The 15917-nt window shown below is 69.4% G+C and carries 11 protein-coding genes; 3 read left to right on the top strand and 8 right to left on the bottom strand.

What is annotated here, in order from left to right:
- The first annotated feature begins 1 nt into the window (after position 1).
- Positions 2 to 520, top strand: coding sequence for a cob(I)yrinic acid a,c-diamide adenosyltransferase (locus GS424_RS04975; protein WP_160942856.1), 519 nt, complete (start codon positions 2 to 4; stop codon positions 518 to 520).
- Here the strand turns inward: GS424_RS04975 and GS424_RS04970 are convergent.
- The 8 genes from GS424_RS04970 to GS424_RS04935 form a co-directional block, all read right to left on the bottom strand.
- Complete coding sequence (locus GS424_RS04970) at positions 517 to 2232, bottom strand: NAD(P)/FAD-dependent oxidoreductase (RefSeq protein ID WP_160942857.1); 1716 nt, start codon at positions 2230 to 2232, stop codon at positions 517 to 519. The genes GS424_RS04975 and GS424_RS04970 overlap by 4 nt on opposite strands.
- Positions 2225 to 3511, bottom strand: coding sequence for an aminoacetone oxidase family FAD-binding enzyme (locus GS424_RS04965; protein ID WP_244977680.1), 1287 nt, complete (start codon positions 3509 to 3511; stop codon positions 2225 to 2227). Before GS424_RS04965 ends, GS424_RS04970 begins: the two co-directional genes overlap by 8 nt.
- Positions 3512 to 3803: 292 nt before the next feature.
- The gene (locus tag GS424_RS04960; RefSeq protein ID WP_015760346.1) at positions 3804 to 5219 is read right to left on the bottom strand and encodes an alanine/glycine:cation symporter family protein; all 1416 of its coding nucleotides are present in this window, start codon (positions 5217 to 5219) and stop codon (positions 3804 to 3806) included.
- A gap of 207 nt (positions 5220 to 5426) precedes the next feature.
- Entirely contained in the window at positions 5427 to 6956 is a 1530-nt protein-coding gene (locus tag GS424_RS04955) for a helix-turn-helix transcriptional regulator (protein ID WP_015760345.1), read from the bottom strand.
- A gap of 129 nt (positions 6957 to 7085) precedes the next feature.
- Positions 7086 to 8159, bottom strand: a complete 1074-nt coding sequence (locus tag GS424_RS04950) for a molybdopterin-dependent oxidoreductase (protein WP_160942858.1) — start codon at positions 8157 to 8159, stop codon at positions 7086 to 7088.
- A gap of 8 nt (positions 8160 to 8167) precedes the next feature.
- The gene (locus tag GS424_RS04945; protein WP_160942859.1) at positions 8168 to 9967 is read right to left on the bottom strand and encodes a molybdopterin-dependent oxidoreductase; all 1800 of its coding nucleotides are present in this window, start codon (positions 9965 to 9967) and stop codon (positions 8168 to 8170) included.
- Positions 9968 to 10213: 246 nt separating this feature from the next.
- Entirely contained in the window at positions 10214 to 10813 is a 600-nt protein-coding gene (locus GS424_RS04940; protein WP_160942860.1) for a 4Fe-4S dicluster domain-containing protein, read from the bottom strand.
- Between the two features lie 3 nt (positions 10814 to 10816).
- Positions 10817 to 13180, bottom strand: a complete 2364-nt coding sequence (locus tag GS424_RS04935) for a molybdopterin-containing oxidoreductase family protein (protein ID WP_160942861.1) — start codon at positions 13178 to 13180, stop codon at positions 10817 to 10819.
- Between the two features lie 282 nt (positions 13181 to 13462).
- Between GS424_RS04935 and GS424_RS04930 the strand changes: the two genes are divergently transcribed.
- Entirely contained in the window at positions 13463 to 15157 is a 1695-nt protein-coding gene (locus GS424_RS04930; protein ID WP_158539338.1) for an ATP-binding protein, read from the top strand.
- On the top strand, positions 15132 to 15839 hold the full coding sequence (locus GS424_RS04925; RefSeq protein WP_160942862.1) for a response regulator transcription factor: 708 nt from the start codon (positions 15132 to 15134) through the stop codon (positions 15837 to 15839). The genes GS424_RS04930 and GS424_RS04925 overlap by 26 nt, the downstream gene beginning before the upstream one ends.
- The last annotated feature ends 78 nt before the right edge of the window (positions 15840 to 15917 follow it).

The raw sequence follows: 15917 nt of genomic DNA, 5'->3' as shown, positions 1-15917 counted from the left end.
GATGGAACAAGGATACGTGCAGGTGTACACGGGCGACGGCAAGGGCAAGACCACGGCCGCCGTCGGGCTGGCGATGCGGGCGGCGGCCGCGGGTCTGCGCGTGCACTTCTGCCAGTTCATGAAGTACGGCCCCACCGGCGAGCTCGACGCGTTTCGCCTGTTCGGCGACCGCATCGTGGCGGAGCAGTTCGGCACGGGCGGCGAGCTGAGCGCCCCCGACCCGGAGGACGACGCGCAGGCCGCGCGGCGCGGGCTCGCCGCCGCACGCGAGGCGGTGCTGGGCGGCGCGTTCGACGTCGTGGTGCTCGACGAGGCGAACGTTGCCGACAGCTTGGGGTACTTCGAGCCGGACGCGCTCGTCGACCTGGCGCTCGAGCGGCCCGAAACCGTGGAGCTGGTGGTCACGGGGCGCGGCGCCAGCGGCACGCTCATGGCCGTGGCCGACCTCGTCACCGAGATGCGCGAGGTCAAGCACTACTACGAGGAGGGCGTCATCGCCCGCCGCGGCATCGAGTTCTAGCGGCCGCCCTCGAACGCACTTGCGAGGGCGCGGGCCACGCGCAGGCCGTCGCAGGCGGCGCTCATGATGCCGCCGGCGTAGCCGGCCCCCTCGCCGCAGGGGTAGAGGCCGCTTTCGGGCGCGTCATCGGGCGCGCCTTCCACCCGCGCCTGCAGCGCATCGTCGCGCACGATGCGCACGGGGCTCGAGCTGCGCGTCTCGACGCCGGTCATGACCGCGTCCGCATCCGCGAACCCGCGCAAGCGGCGATCGAGCAGGGGCAGCGCCTCGGCAAGGGCGTCGGCCACGAAACCGGGCAGGCACGCGCGCAGATCGCACCAGGCCACGCCGCGCGCGTACGTCGGGCGCACCGATGCGCCCGCCTCGCTCGCGCGTCCAGCCAGGAAGTCCCCCACCGTCTGCGCCGGCGCCTGGTACGCCTCGCCGCCCGCGGAGCGCGCCGCCTCGAAGGCCGCCCGCTCCATGCGCCGCTGCAGCTCGACGCCCGCCAGCGGATCATCGCCCTCGAAGTCCTCGGGACCCACGCCCACGAGCAGCGCCGCGTTCGCGTTCGCCCCGTCGCGCGCGAAGCGGCTCATGCCGTTCACCACGACGCCGCCCTCCTCGCTGGCGGCGCACACCACCTCGCCGCCGGGGCACATGCAGAATGTGTACGCGCTGCGGCCGTCCGGCAGGTGCACGGCCAGCTTGTAGTCGGCCGCGCCGAGCGCGGGATGCGCGGCGACGTCGCCGTACTGCGCGCGGTTCACCGCCTCCTGGTCATGCTCGATGCGCACGCCCACCGAGAACGGCTTCTGCTCCATCGCCACGCCCGCCCCGCGCACCGCGGCGAACGTGTCGCGCGCCGAGTGCCCGCAGGCGAGCACCGCGCGACGCGCGTCGACGCGCTCGAGCACGCCCGTGCGCCCGTCGCGCACGTCAACCCCCGCGAGCGCGCCGCCCTCGAAGCGCAGGCCTTCGAGCTGCGCATGGAAGCGCACCTCGCCGCCCGCTTCCTCGATCTGGCGGCGCAGGGTGCGCACGACGTCCACGAGCAGGTCGGTGCCGATGTGCGGCTTCGCCTGCCAGAGGATCTCCTCGGGCGCGCCCGCGTCCACGAACCAGCGCAGCACGTGGCGCGCGAGCGGGTTCTTGATGTTCGTCGTGAGCTTGCCGTCCGAGAACGTGCCGGCGCCGCCCTCGCCGAACTGGATGTTCGTCTGCGGGTCGAGGTCGCCGCCGGCCTCGAACGCGGCCACCGTCGCCAGGCGCTCGTCCACGTCGCCGCCGCGCTCGAGCACGAGCGGACGCAGCCCCGCGCGCGCCAGATAGAGCGCGCAGAACAGACCGGCCGGGCCCGCGCCCACCACGATCGGGCGCGGCTCGCCGCCGGCCTCGCGGCCCGCGGCGCACGACGGCACCCGCAGCGGCTCGTAGGGCGCGTGGCGGCGCACCTGCGTCCCGACGACCGCCCCCGCGCCCCCGCGCTCGCCCGCCGCGGCGAGCGCGCGCTCTTCCTCGGCGGCTTCGGCCAACTCCACGCCGAGCGTCGCCACGAAGTGCACGTCGCGCTTCTTGCGCGCGTCCACGCTGCGCTTCAGCACCAGCACCGCGCGCACGTCGCGCTCCGCGACGCCGAGCGCCGCGGCGGCGGCCGCGCGCACGAGCGCCTCCGCCGCCGCCCCGAGCAGACCCGCGTCCAGCGGCAGTTTCACGTTCGACACCTCAAGCACGGCGCGCTCCTTCCATCAGGCTCTCCGCGGCGGCGCGACCCGCCAGCATGCCGCTCGCCCACGCCCAGTGCAGGTTGTAGCCTCCGCAGGGCGCGTCCACGTCGAGCGCCTCGCCCACCACGTGCAAACCCGGCACCGCGCGCGCCGCGCACGTGCGCGGATCGAACGCCTCCACGAGGAACCCGCCGCGGCGCACCTGGCACTGCCGCGCCTCGCCGACGCCGCGCACCTCGAGCGCGAGCCCCTTGAGCGCGCGGGCGAGCGCCGGCACGTCGCGCTGCGCGAGCGGCTTCTCGGCGTGCAGCCCGGCCGCTTTCAGCACGGCGCGCCCCACCGCCGGCAGCGTCATGCCGCGCAGCACGTCGTCGCCCGTGCCCGCGCCTCCGCGCTCGCGCAGGCGCGCGAGGCGGGCGCGCAGCAGCTCCTCGAGCGGCGCCTCGCCGTGCTGCGGCAGCAGGTCGATGCGCAGCGTGTCGCCCGGCTCGGCGAACCGCGACAGGTTGAACACCGCGATGCCCGACACCCCGTAGTCGCGGAACAGCACCTCGCCCCGCTCGCACGCCTTCTCCGCGCCGTCCCGACCGACGAGCGACGCCGCGCAGCGCACGCGGATGTTGTTGAGCGCCTTCACGAGGCGCGCGTCCGTGCGCAGGGGCCCGAGCACCGCGCGCGGCTCCTTCCAGGCGAGGCCTTCCGGCACGAGCGCGCGGGCCGCGTTCCCGCCAGCCGCCACGATCACCGCCTCGGCATGCAGCACCGCGCCATCGGCGAAGCGCACGTGGAAGCGGTCGCCCTTGCGCGCGGGCGCGTCGAGGCGCACCGCCTCCCGCCCGCACTCCTCGCGCACGCCCACGTCCGACGCGGCCGCGCGCAGCACCTCGAGCACGCTCGTCGCCTTGTTCGCCAGCGGGTACAGGCGGCCTTCGCCCTCCTCGCGCCAGACGAGCCCGAGGTCGGCGAAGAACGCATGCACCGGGTCGACCCCGTCGCCGCCGCGCAGGCCGCCCGCGCGCCGCAGCTCGTCCAACGCCGCGCCCACGAACGCCGCGTTGCGGTACGCCGCGGCGTCCACCTGCGCGTTCGAGAAGTTGCACCGCCCGTTGCCCGTGGCCAGGATGGAGCGTCCCACCCGCTCGTCGGCCTCGCATACCGCCACGTCGACGCCGTCCGCGCCCGCATCCGCACCCACGCGGACGCCGCGCGCCCGCAGTGCGTCGGCCGCGGCCACCGCGGCCGCGAGCCCGGCCGCGCCGCCGCCTATGATCATCAGTTTCTTCATGCCGCCATGATACCGCATCGGACGATTCGCGGGCGCGAATCGGGAGCCATGACAATTTCAACGGCATTTTCGGACGCTGCACCCCGCCACTGCTTCTCCCCACCTGGGGCTTTCTTGCAATCGCACAAGCCCATCGCCCTTTTTCGCACCCGACTGTTGCCACAGCTCCCGTTTTGCGCCCACCGGGTGGCGACGCGCCGGGCCCCCGCCCCCGAACGCAAAAGGGCCCCGGCACCTTTCGATGCCGGGGCCCTCGCTGCACCCTCGCCGCCGCGCTCTGCGCGTGCGGACGCTACTTCGACTCAAGCACGGGGATGGGCGTATCGTCCGTCTCGTCCAGGTTCTTGTCCCACACGTAATGCTTCGTCTCGCGCGCGATGAGGCCCGAAAGCAGCAGCACCACGATGATGTTCGGGATGGCCATGAGCGCGTTCGTGATGTCGGAGATGGTCCACACCAAATCGCCGATGCCGATGGCTCCCAGGAACGCCACCACCACATACAGCACCTGGTAGGGGCGGATGGCGCGCTTGCCGAACAGGTAGGTGACGCAGCGGTTGCCGTAGTACGACCAGCCGAGGATGGTGGTGTAGGCGAACAGGATCATGCCGATGACCAGGATGGGCGTGCCGATGTAGGGGATCGACGCGAAGGCCGCGCTCGTCAGGTCGGCGCCGGCCGAAACCTGGCCGCTCTCCATGATGCCCGGGTTCGCGATCATCGTGGACACGAGCACGATGCCCGTGAGCGCGCAGATGACGACGGTGTCCCAGAAGGTGCCGGTCATGGACACGAGGGCCTGGCGCGCCGGGTTGCGCGTGGAGGCCGCCGAGGCCACGATGGGCGCCGAGCCCAGGCCCGACTCGTTCGAGAACAGGCCGCGCGCGCAGCCGAACTGCAGCGCCATCATCAGCCCCGAGCCCACCGCGCCGCCGAACGCCGCCTTCGGCGTGAAGGCGCACTCGAAGATGAGGCTGATGGCGGGCCACACGTACTCCCAGTTCATGCCGATGATCACGATGCAGCCCCACGCGTAGGCGATGGCCATGAACGGCACGAGCTTCTCGCACACCTTCGAGATGATCTTGATGCCGCCGAAGATGACGATGGACACCATGATGACGATGGCCAGGCCGATGCCCCAGGTGGGCACGCCGGGAGCGTTGGACGTGATGATCCCGGTCATGGCGCTGGACTGCACGGCCGAGCCGATGCCGAACGAGGCGACGGCGGCGAACAGGGCGAACGCCCCGGCCCCCAGCAAGCCCCACCACGGCGTCTTGCCGTCCTTCTCGAACGCGCGTCGCCATGCGTACATCGCGCCGCCCAGCATGTTGCCGTTGTGGTCCTTCACGCGGTACTTCACGGCGGCGAACGTCTCGGAGTACTTCGTGGCCATGCCGAACACGCCGGTGAGCCACATCCACAGCACCGCGCCCGGGCCGCCGGCCAGGATGGCGGTGCCCACGCCCACGATGTTACCGGTGCCGATGGTGGCCGACAGCGCCGTGGTCAGCGCGCCGAACTGGCTGATGTCGCCCGGCGCATCCGGGTCCTTCGTCACCGACAGCTTGATGGCCGTCGGCAGCTTGCGCTGGATGAACCGGGTGCGGATCGTCAGGTACAGATGCGAACCCAACAGCAGCACGATCATCGGCGGGCCCCATACGAAGGCGTCGATATCGCTGATCATCTGGACGATGTCCATGCACGTCCCCTCTCTCGTCTTTGCCAGTACGCCCCGTTGCGAGAAAAGAGCCGGTCCCGAAGCAGGTTCCGAACGCCGTCGACACGCGACAAAAGCCGTTTCGGCAGGGGCACTTTCGCACGCTAAAGTATTCGGATTATAGCCACGTGGAACCTTACGGTTCGTTAACAAACGGAAAATCCTCCGCGAGCGGCGCCGATGCGCGCCCTAGGCGTCGATGCCGCCCTTCGTCTCGCCGAACAGGAGGTCCATCATCTCCTGGCGGCCGCTCACGCCCAGCTTCGCGTAGATGTGGGACATGTGGGTTTTCACCGTGCTCTCGGCCAGCACGAGCTCCTCCTGCACGAACGAGCAGGTGCGCCCCTGGGCCAGCAGCATGAACACCTCGGTCTCGCGCGGCGACAGCGCGTAGGCGGCGGCAACCTCCTGGCAGCGCGCGACGATGGACCGGGTCAGGCGGCTGGCCGCGTCGTCGGCGGCCCCGTCGGCAGCCGCGTCGTCGGCGGCGGCCCCGTCCCGTCCGCGACCGCGCACGAGCGAGGCCAGCCACGAGCGGTTCATCACGAGCGCCACCACCACGAGGATGACGACCGTCTCCACCACGGCGCTGCCGCGCAGGAACACCACCCACACCACCGAGGCCGCGGCGTACGCGAGCCCCGCGATGCCGACGATGCGGTTCTCGGGCAGCGGCAGCAGCGTGCACGCGGCCGCGACGGCCGACCAGAACAGCAGGTGGGCGAACGGGTCGTTCAGCTGCACGATGCTGTCGAGCAGCACCGACGGCACGTCGCCCAGCTGGGCGCGCACCACCACGACGAACAGGCCCGCGATGACCACGAGGATGGGCGGCTGGAAGCGCACCGACGCGGGCTGCTTCGCCATGAGCAGCAGGGCGAGCCACGCGAACGCCGCCAGGCACACGGTGAGCACCGAGATGGCGGGGATGCGCCCGAGCGCGTCGAAGTAGGTGGTGTTCGAGTCGCCCCACACGCCCGAGGGGCCGAAGATGCGCACCATCGCCAGCAGCACGCCCACGATGACGAGCACCGCCACCATGTCGCCCGCCGCCTGGCGCTGCCGCGCGCTCGGCTCGGCACCGCCGGCCGCGCCGGGAGCCGGGGACGGCCCCGTCGCGGGCTCCGCGCCTGCCGCGCGGGCCGCGCCCTGCCGTGCACCCGCCGCGCGGGCCGCCTCGAAGCACGCCGCCGCCAAGCACGGCAGCGCGATGGCCACGACCACCTGCTGGGCAGGATCGATGAAGCCGTCCAGCGCCAAGCTCATGAGCTGGCGCAACGGGAACGCGGCTACGATGCACCACACCACGCACGCGAACCCCTGCGTCGTGGCCAGCAGGATGACGAAGCGCGACGCGAACCAGAAGTAGCCGAGCCCCGCCAGCACGAGCCCGCACGTGGCCAGGATGGTGGGGCTGAAGAAGTCCTGGTGGAACGACAGCGCGAAGCAGCCCGTGCCCACCGCGGCCATCACCGGCATGACGAAGGCGAGGCTGCCCTCGTGCGCGGCCACCCAGCGCGGGGCCGCCGTCAGCACCGCGGCGACGACGAGGATGCCCGTCAGCCAGAACGTGCGGGCGTTCACCCACTCGGCCAGGCCGAGCGAGGACAGCAGGAAGCCGGGCGTGTGCCCCATGAGCGTGCACCACAAAAGGATGAGCGACAGCCCTGCCGCCGACGCCGCCCCGCATGCGTTCACGATACCCCGCCGATGCTCCATGCCGCAGCGCTCCCCCTTCGCGTCCCCCCTGCGTTTCTGCACGCAGTATAGCGCATCGGCGGGAGCACGCGTTGGACGGAGCCGCAAGATGCCGGCTCCGTCCACGGGAGGGTGCTGCATATCGTCGGGCTACCGCACCGCGAAGGCGAGGCTGGCGGACAGCGGCGACACCACGTCATCGGCCGTGCGGGCGCGCACGGTCATCTCGTAGTCGCCCTTCTCCTCGAACGAGGCGGTGAACTGCCAGTTCACCCACTTGTCGGCCGTGGCGCCGTCCGTCTCGCACGCCGTCCAGGTGCGCCCGCCGTCGAAGGAGAACTCGATGGCGGCGATGGGGCTTCCGCAGTCGTCGGCCACGCCCTCGAACGTGATCTCGTCGCCCGCCTCGAACGCGCAGCCGTCGGCGGAGTTCTTGATCTCGATCTTGTTGCGGTACATGGGATCGACCGAGGCCACCTCGGGCACCGCGTCCTCGCGCGTGAGCTCGATGCTGGCGATGTTGCGCGTGAAGTAGCGCGCCACCGTCTCGGGCATCCACAGCTGCAGGCTCGAGCCCTCCGACGCCTTCAGCTCCTCGCCGTTCACCTGGTACACGAGCAGCGCGTTCTTGTCGAGCGCGTACTGCAGCGGCAGCGGCTCGCCGTAGCCGTCCGCGCCGTAGGCCGTCACGGTGTTCACGCCGTCCTCGAGGTCGGCCATGCCCACCACCGACGCCAGCGGCACGCCGATGACGGCCGCCTGGCCGAAGGGCGACCCCGTGGCGCACGAGCAGCCCATGAGCGCCTCCTGCTCCTCGTCGTCGAGCTCGGACAGGTCCACCGTGAAGCTCTCCTTCACGTGCCCGCCCACGTTCACGAAGTAGGTGGCCACGCCGTCCTGCCCGGCGGCAAGCTCGGGCGCGGGCTTGGAGCACATCGACAGGATGGCGGTTCCGAACACGTTGAACAGCTCGTCGTTGGGCGTGACGCCGTCCTGATTGAACGTGAACGACCCCTGCACGTCCGCGACGCGCACGTAGTCGGATTCCTCGCCCAGCCACTGGGCGCGGATGTCGTGGTCGGCCACCGTGTGGGTGGCGCCGACGGGCCGGGAGCCCTCGTCCGCAGCCGCGGGCTGCTGGGCGGCAAGGGCCGCGCCGGCGCCGGATGCGAGCAGCACCGCGCCCGCCACGCCGGCCATGATCTTCTGAGCTGGCTTGTTCATGAGCGCTCCTACTCCTTTCCTTCGGCCGCTTCGGCAGCCGCCGTCTTCGGGGCGACGAGCGACGGGGTGTCGATGACGACCGTCTCGTCGGCGGCGGGCATCGCGTCCTTCGCGTTCACCATGACCGTTTGGATCTGCGGGCTCACGAGGCCGCTTTCCGTGGTGGCGCGCAGCTGCAGGCAGTAGGCGCTCTCCTCCTGGGGCGTCCAGGTGAAGTCGAACCAGACGAGCTTGTTGACGTCGGTGTCGCCCAGGTCGTGCTTCGTCCACGTTTTGCCGAAGTCCATCGAGAACTCGACGCTCGCGATCTTCTCGTCGTAGGCGTCCACGTAGCCGTGGAACGTGTAGGGCTGGCCGTTCTGGATGACGAGGCCCTCGGGCACGCCCAGCACGGTGGCGTTGGGCTTGTTCGTCCAGTTCCCGTCGGCGTCGATCCAGCCGTTCGGGTTGCCGTCGTGATGCTCGAACTCGTACACGTGATCGTCGAAGTCGGGGGCGTCGGTGACCACCTTGTACTCGTTCATCTGCTTGGAGTTCACCTCGGGGTCGACGCCCTCGCACCAGTTCGTGCACGGGAAGCCGTTGGCCGCGGTCAGCTGCTCGCCGTTGATCTTGTACACGAGGAACGCCTCGCCGCCGTCCACCTTGTCGAGCGGCATGGCGCGCTTGGACGAGCCGTCGGCGCGCATGACGCGCACGCCGTTGATGTCGGCGTTGTCGGCGTAACCGCCCGCGCGCTCGATGAGCCAGCTCACGGGGATGCCGGTAATCTCCACGTTGCTCACCGATCCGGCGCCGGTGCCGTTCCAGTTGCACACTTCCTTCGACACCTTCGTCACGGTGACGCCGGCCGCCTCGGCCTCTTTCACGAGATCGGGCAGAAGCGCGGTGTAGGGGCTGTTCACCTCGCCGTCCACCGTGATGGGCCAGCTGTCGAACAGGCTCTGGGGCATGGGCGTGTCGGCGTACTCGGCGCCGGAGCGCATGCGGTCGTACAGGCGGTTCCAGGCGTCCATGTTGAACATGTCCTCCTGCGCCATCGTGGCTTCCTGGTCGATGGAGAAGTCGCCCTCGACGTTCTCGACCTTCGTCACGCCGCGCAGGCGCTCGAACTTGGTCTGGTCCCACAGCGCCATGCCCTCGCCATCGTTGGTGGCGTCGTGGCAGGAGTAGCAATTTCCCTTGTACTCGTCCTCGAACTGGCCGTCGGCCTCCAAGCCGTAATGGATGTTGTGGATGAGCGTGCCGAACTCGTACTGCGTGGGGATGTAGCCCGGCGAGTACGTGTGGCAGAACAGGCACTGGTCCACCGTCATCTCGGCGTCGAGCGCCGGGCTGTTCGGCGAGGGGTGCATGGTCTGCGCGAGGTGCTGCAGCGTCGCGTCGAGGTCGGCGTGGCAGCTGTTGCAGCCGCGGTTGTCGTTGTTCAGCCGGTAGATGTTGTACGGCGTCTTGCCCTGGCGGGCGCGCTCGGCGAGCTCGCTCGGGGTGCGCTGCACGATCTGGCCGCTCGGCAGCGTGCGCAGCTCGGGCGCCCACTGGTCCACGTTGGCGTCCCACATGTCGTGCATGCCGTCGAGGTAGTCCTTGCCCGGGTAGGCGTCGAGCGAGATGCCGTCGTATACCGTGCCCTCCTCGCCGTCGATGATCGACTGCTGCTCGTCGGTGTACTCGTGCCCCTCCGCTTGCGGGGTTTGCCGGTCGCCCGTCGCAAGCGCCTCGTTCGTTTGGGGAGCGCAGCCGGCGATGCCGACCGTCCCCAACAAGGCGCACACGGCGACCAGCGCGATCTTGCGTTGTGCGTGCATCGGTCTCCTTCCTCTCCTGTTCTCGTCCGCGCGGCGGCCGAACGTCCGGCCGGCTCCCCCGCGCGAAGAGCATGGTAGGGAAACGGAGGCGGCGCGCGCCATCGTCGAAGCGAACCATCTTGGGTTCAGGGGGCATCGTACGATCCGGAGGATGCCGCCGAACAGGCAAAACGGCCCCGCCAGTGCGGGGCCGTTCGCAGAAACCCTGCGCGCCGGGAGGGAGAGGGCGCGCGGAGCCGGAGGGGTTTACGCCTTCTTCGCGGTCTTGGACGCGGCCAGCTCGGCGGCGCGCGCCTCCACGGCGGTGTCGTCGGGCTCGGCGGAAAGCGCCGGATCAACGGTGATCACGAAGTTCGGCTTCGTCTCCACCGCGTCGTCCGACACGATGTCGGCCTGGTGCGCCTTCTCGAGGTCGGCCATCTCGCCCACCGCGAGGTTCATGCCGGGGCACGCCGCCACGCAGGCGGGCAGCTCGCCGCGCTCCTGCCGGTCCGTGCACATGTCGCACTTGTACGTCTTGCTCTCCTGCTCGTCGTAGCACGGCGCATGGTACGGGCACGCCTCGATGCACGTCTTGCAGCCGATGCACAGGTCGTGGTTCTGCTGCACGATGCCGTTCTCCAGCTTCGTGTAGGCCTGCACGGGGCAGTTCGCCACGCACGCGGGCTCGTTGCAGTGGTTGCACGACAGGGACAAAAACGACAGCGCCCGCGGGTCGTCCTGCTTGATCTCCGTGACATGGCGCAGCAGCACGCCCCGGTCAAGCTGCTTCTCGCTCTTGCAGGCGATGGAGCATGTCTTGCATCCGTAGCAGTTCTTGTTGTTCATCCAGAATCCGAGCGCCATGGCTTACGCCTCCTTCTTCACGTCGACGAGGGTCTGGTTGCAGCAGTGGGTGCCGCCGAGCGTCTTCCACTTGTCGTTGGTGACGTAGCTCGACGAGCCGCCCTGCTGCTCCCACCAGCCGTTCTGCAAGCCCACCACGCCGGCCTTGATGCGGTCGTTCACCTCGGCCACGCCGCGATGCTCGCCGCGGTCGTTGAACACGACCACCGCGTCTCCGTCGGCGATGCCGCGCGCCTCGGCGTCCGCCTCGTTCAGCAGGACGACCGGCTTCCGGTCGCACACCTCGTCCATCCACTCCAGGTTGTTGAACGTGGAGTGCACGCTGCGGTACGTCTTGCGCTGCACGCTGAACAGCGGGTACTTCGCCGCCAGCTCATCGCCGTTGCGCGCGTCTTCCTCGGAGCGGGCGTAGCTGCAGATGGGGTTGAAACCCTCCTTCTTCCAGGCGCCCACCCAGAACTCGGCTTTCTTCGACGCGGTGAAGAACACGCCGTCCTTGTAGGGGATGTAATCCTTGCCCACCACGTCGACGGCCTTCTTCTCCACGAGCTCGTCGTAGGTGACGCCCGTGGGCTCCAGCACGTTGGAGATGAGGTCCTTCATGGGCACGTCGAACGCGTCGCCGAAGCCGAAGCGGCGGGCCAGCTCGGCGAAGATCTCGAGGTCGCTCTTCGACTCGCCCGGGCCGTCCACCGCCTTCTCCATGAGCTGGATCCAATGGCTGCGCGCGTTGGCCAGCACGCCCTCGGTCTCGAAGATGCCGGTGCACGGCAGCACGAGGTTTGAGTACAGCGCCGTGGACGTGAGGTACTGGTCCACCGTCACCACGAACGGGATCTTCTCGAGCGCCTTCTTCACCATGCCCGTGTTGGGCCACTGCGTCATGGGGTTGCCCGTCATCGACCACAGCACGTTCACCTTCACGGGATCCTCGTTCAGGACGGCCTCGCCGAACGTGAAGCGCGGGATGGCCGCCACCTCCTCGGTGGCCTTCGGCACCTCGAGCGGGTTGCCCGTGGCCACCTCGTTCATGCCGCCCGCGTCGCTCACGCCGTCGCCGACGTGCCCCACCTGGCCGCAGAACGCCGCCAGGTACGCGCCCACGGCCGTGGCGTACGTGCCGTTCTCGGTGCGCATGAAGCCGCCCATGTTCTGCACGATCATCGCGTGCTCGGCGCCCGCGTACTCCTTCGCGATGCGCTCGATGTCCGCCGCGGGAACGCCGCACTCCTCCTCGGCCGCCGCGAGATCCCACGCGGACGCCTCGGCCACGATCAGCTCGAACTCGGTTTGGTAGGCGTCGGCCGCGTCGGTGCCGTCCAGCGTGAGGGCCGCCTCGATGCCGCTCTGGTCGTGCGGCACCACCTCGCCGCTCTTCTTGTCGAACACGACGAACGACGCGGGGTCGTCGGCGTTCTTCAGCACGGGCTCGCCCGTCGCACGGTCCACGAGGCACGGCGCGCACGTGTGCGCGAGCAGGAACTCCTCGTCGTAGAGCCGCTCGTCCACGATGACCTTGAGCATAGCCAGTCCGAGCGCCGCGTCGGTGCCGGGCCAGGGCTGCAGCCAGTCGGTGGCCTTGGCGGCCGACTCCGTGTAGATGGGGTCGATCACCACGAGCTTGCCGCCGTTCTCCACCACGTGCTCGAAGCGCTGGAAGTAGCCCTGCTTCGAGATGGCGGGGTTGTTGCCCCACACCACGACGTAGGTGCTGTTCTCGATCTGGTTGCGGCAGTCGAGGAAGCGCTTGCCGTAGATGGGCACGATGGCCGCCGTGGTGCCCGCGCAGCACAGCGAGCCCACCGTGGTCGACGCGCCGCCCAGGTGCCCGAAGAACGCGTTGGCCACCGGGCCGTGCATGGCGCCGAAGTTGCCGGAGCCGGTGACGTAGCAGATGGACTTGTTGCCGTCGGTCGCGATGGCGTCCTTGAACTTCTGCTCGATGAGGTCGAACGCCTCGTCCCAGCTGATCTCCTTGAACTGGCCGCTGCCCTTCTCGCCGTCCAGCAGAAGCGGCATGGTCAGGCGGTCGGGGTCGTTCACCATCTGCGAGCGGCTGATGCCGCGCGCGCAGGCCGCGCAGTCGTTCAGCTCGGACGACTCCACCTTCACCAGCTTGCCGTCCACCACGTAGCCTTTCAGGTTGTGGTGCTGGCACTCGGGCGGGCAGGTGGAATAGAACACCTGCGCGTCGGCGTAGGGGTCCAGCGCCGCACCCTCGGCATCGGCGCCGGCGCCGGCCTCCGTGTCGGCCTTCGGGCTGCATCCGGAAAGCCCCAACGCTGCGGCGGCGCCCGTCGTGGCGGCGGCCGCGACGAACGTCCGTCGCGACAGCGACGGCAGTGCCTGATCCGCGGATTTCCTCATCTCGCGCTCCTCTCCTCGTCCTGATTCCCAAATAGCGGCGGAACTTGGATCCCCCGTTCCTCCGCGTACCCCATTTTCCCCAGGTGGGCGCATCGGTTCAATATCCTGCGGAAGAACTTTCCGTTAAGAAAGTCCTACCAGATATTAAAAAAGTATTATCATCCGCGACTTTCCGCCGCGCGCGCCCGCGTTTGTCGGATAATTACGAGGGTAGCACGGTCGCGCGTACCGGGCGGCGGGCAAGGGGGCCCGCCGTCGATGCGCGCCTCAGGGGGAATCGCCATGTCGTTCAAACGAGGTATCCGCTTCAAGTTCGCGGTGTTCATCGGCGCCTTCATCGTGGCCCTCATGGCCGTCGACGCGCTGTGGAACGTCCAGCTGCAACAGCAGCAGGCCGAGAACGAGGCGCGCGAGAAGGCCGAGGTGCTGGCCGACGAGATGCACGCGATGTGGGACTTCATCGACATCAACCAGAACACCATCAACCGCACCGAGGACGGCGCCTTCCGCACGAAGGCCCTCGTGTGCGTGGTCACCGCCAAGTCGGTGAGCACGCTGTTCACCATGAACACCGACTACAAGATCCAGTACACGAGCCCCACCCCGCGCCAGGCGGCGAACGCGCCCGACGAGTTCGAGCAGCGGGCGTTCGAGGCCTTCGGCGCCGATGCGGCCCTCGAGGCGTACTACGACGTGGGCTACGACGCCGAGGGGCGGCGCGTGTTCCGCTACGCCGAGCCGCTGTACGTGACCGAGACGTGCCTCGAATGCCACGGCGAGCCCGTCGGCGAGCTCGACCAGTTCGGCTACGAGAAGGAGGGCATGCAGGTGGGCGACATCGGCGGCGCCGTGTCCATCACCGAGCCCATGGACATCTACGCCGACGGCATGCGCACGAGCGTGCTGCAGCAGGTGTTCATGGTGCTGCTCGTGCTCGTGCTGGCCTGCGTGGGCATCTACTTCGCCGTGAGCAAGCTCGTGCTGCACCCGCTCGACGCGCTCGGGCGCGCCGCGAAGCAGATCGGCGCGGGCGACTTCTCCTACCAGCTGGAGGCGCGCACCGTGGGCGGCCCCGACGAGCTCACCGAGTTCGCCGACGACTTCGACAAGATGGCCCGCCAGCTGGAACGGCTCTACACCGACCTCGAAAGCGAGGTGCGCAGCCAAACCGACAAGCTCTCGGCGCTCAACGACCTGCTGCTGTACCAGAAGGTCGAGCTCAAGAAGGCGCTCGACCGCCTCAGCGAGGAAACCGCCTACAAAAACGAGTTCTTCGCCATCATGAGCCACGAGCTGCGCACGCCGCTCACGTCCATCCTCGCGTTCGCGCGCATCCTGCGCGGGGTCGACTCGCTCGACGCCAAGACGCGCAGCGCCGTGGAGGAGATCGAGGCGAACGCCACGCTGCTGCTCAACATGGTGAACAACATCCTGACCATCTCGAAGGCCGAGGCGCACAAGAACGAGCTGGTGGTGGAGCCGGTCGACTTCGTGGACCTGCTGGGGTTCATCAGGAAGTCGCTCGAGCCCGTGGCGAAGAACAAGGGCATCGCCCTGACCGCGAAGACCGACGCCGACGTGCCCGTGTCGATGGCCGACTGGGAGAAGCTGCGGCGCATCGTCGAGAACCTCGTGGACAACGCCATCAAGTACACCCACGTCGGCGGTCGCGTGGACGTGCGCGCGACGTTCGACGGCGCCTGCATCGTCGTGTCCGTCGCCGACGACGGCATGGGCATCGACGAAGCCGACCAGGAGGGCATCTTCGAGCGCTACCGCCAGGCCGGCCAGTCGCCCAACCGCCGCTACCGCGGCACGGGCCTCGGCCTGGCCGTGGTGAAGGAGCTGGCCGAGCTGCACGGGGGCAGCGTGTCGGTGGCGTCGGCCCGCAAGCTCGGCAGCACGTTCACCGTGCGCATCCCCTACGTTGCCGTGGATACGGAGGAATACGATGAAGAAGATCCTGCTGATCGATGACGAGAACAGCATCGCGCGCCTCGTGGGCAGCATGGCGGGCGACGCGGGCTACGCGTTCGCCTACGCCGAAGACGGCGCGGAGGGCCTCGTCGCCGCCGAGCGGGAGGCGCCCGACCTCGTCATCATGGACGTGATGATGCCCCGGATGGACGGCTTCACCACCTGCCGCCTCATGCGCGAGCGCGGCATCACCTGCCCCGTCATCTTCCTCTCCGCGAAGGGCGACATCGTGGACAAGGGCGTGGGCTTCCAGGCCGGCGGCGACGACTACATGGTGAAGCCGTTCGATCCGCGCGAGCTGCTCATGCACATCGAGGCCCACCTGCGCCGCGCGAGCATGGCGGCCGCGCCCGTCGCGCCGCGCGGCGACATCCTGCACGCGGGGCGCTTCGTGCTCGACCGCGGACAGTTCCGCGTCACGAAGGACGGCGAGCGCCTGTCGCTCACGCCCAAGGAGTTCAAGATATTCTTCGCGCTGGCCTCGAGCCCCGGCCTCGTGCTGTCGAAGGAGCAGCTCGTGGAGGCGGCCTGGGGCAAGGAGTTCGTCGGCGAGACGTCGAGCATCACCGTGTTCATCAAAAAGCTGCGCGAGAAGGTGGAGGACGACCCGTCCGACCCGCGCGTCATCCAGACCGTCTGGGGCATCGGCTACCGCTTCGAGCCCGAAGGCCGCGAGGGCTAGGGAGCGGCGCGGGAAGCGGCAGCCGGTCGCGAGCGCGGGCGTCGTTCGGCGCGGGAATTCGCTCGAAGTAACCAATTT

It is taken from the genome of Eggerthella guodeyinii (genome assembly GCF_009834925.2).
Lineage (GTDB): Bacteria > Actinomycetota > Coriobacteriia > Coriobacteriales > Eggerthellaceae > Eggerthella > Eggerthella guodeyinii.
Note: the sequence above shows the minus strand (reverse complement) of the source record. Positions and strands in the feature narration are given on the sequence as shown.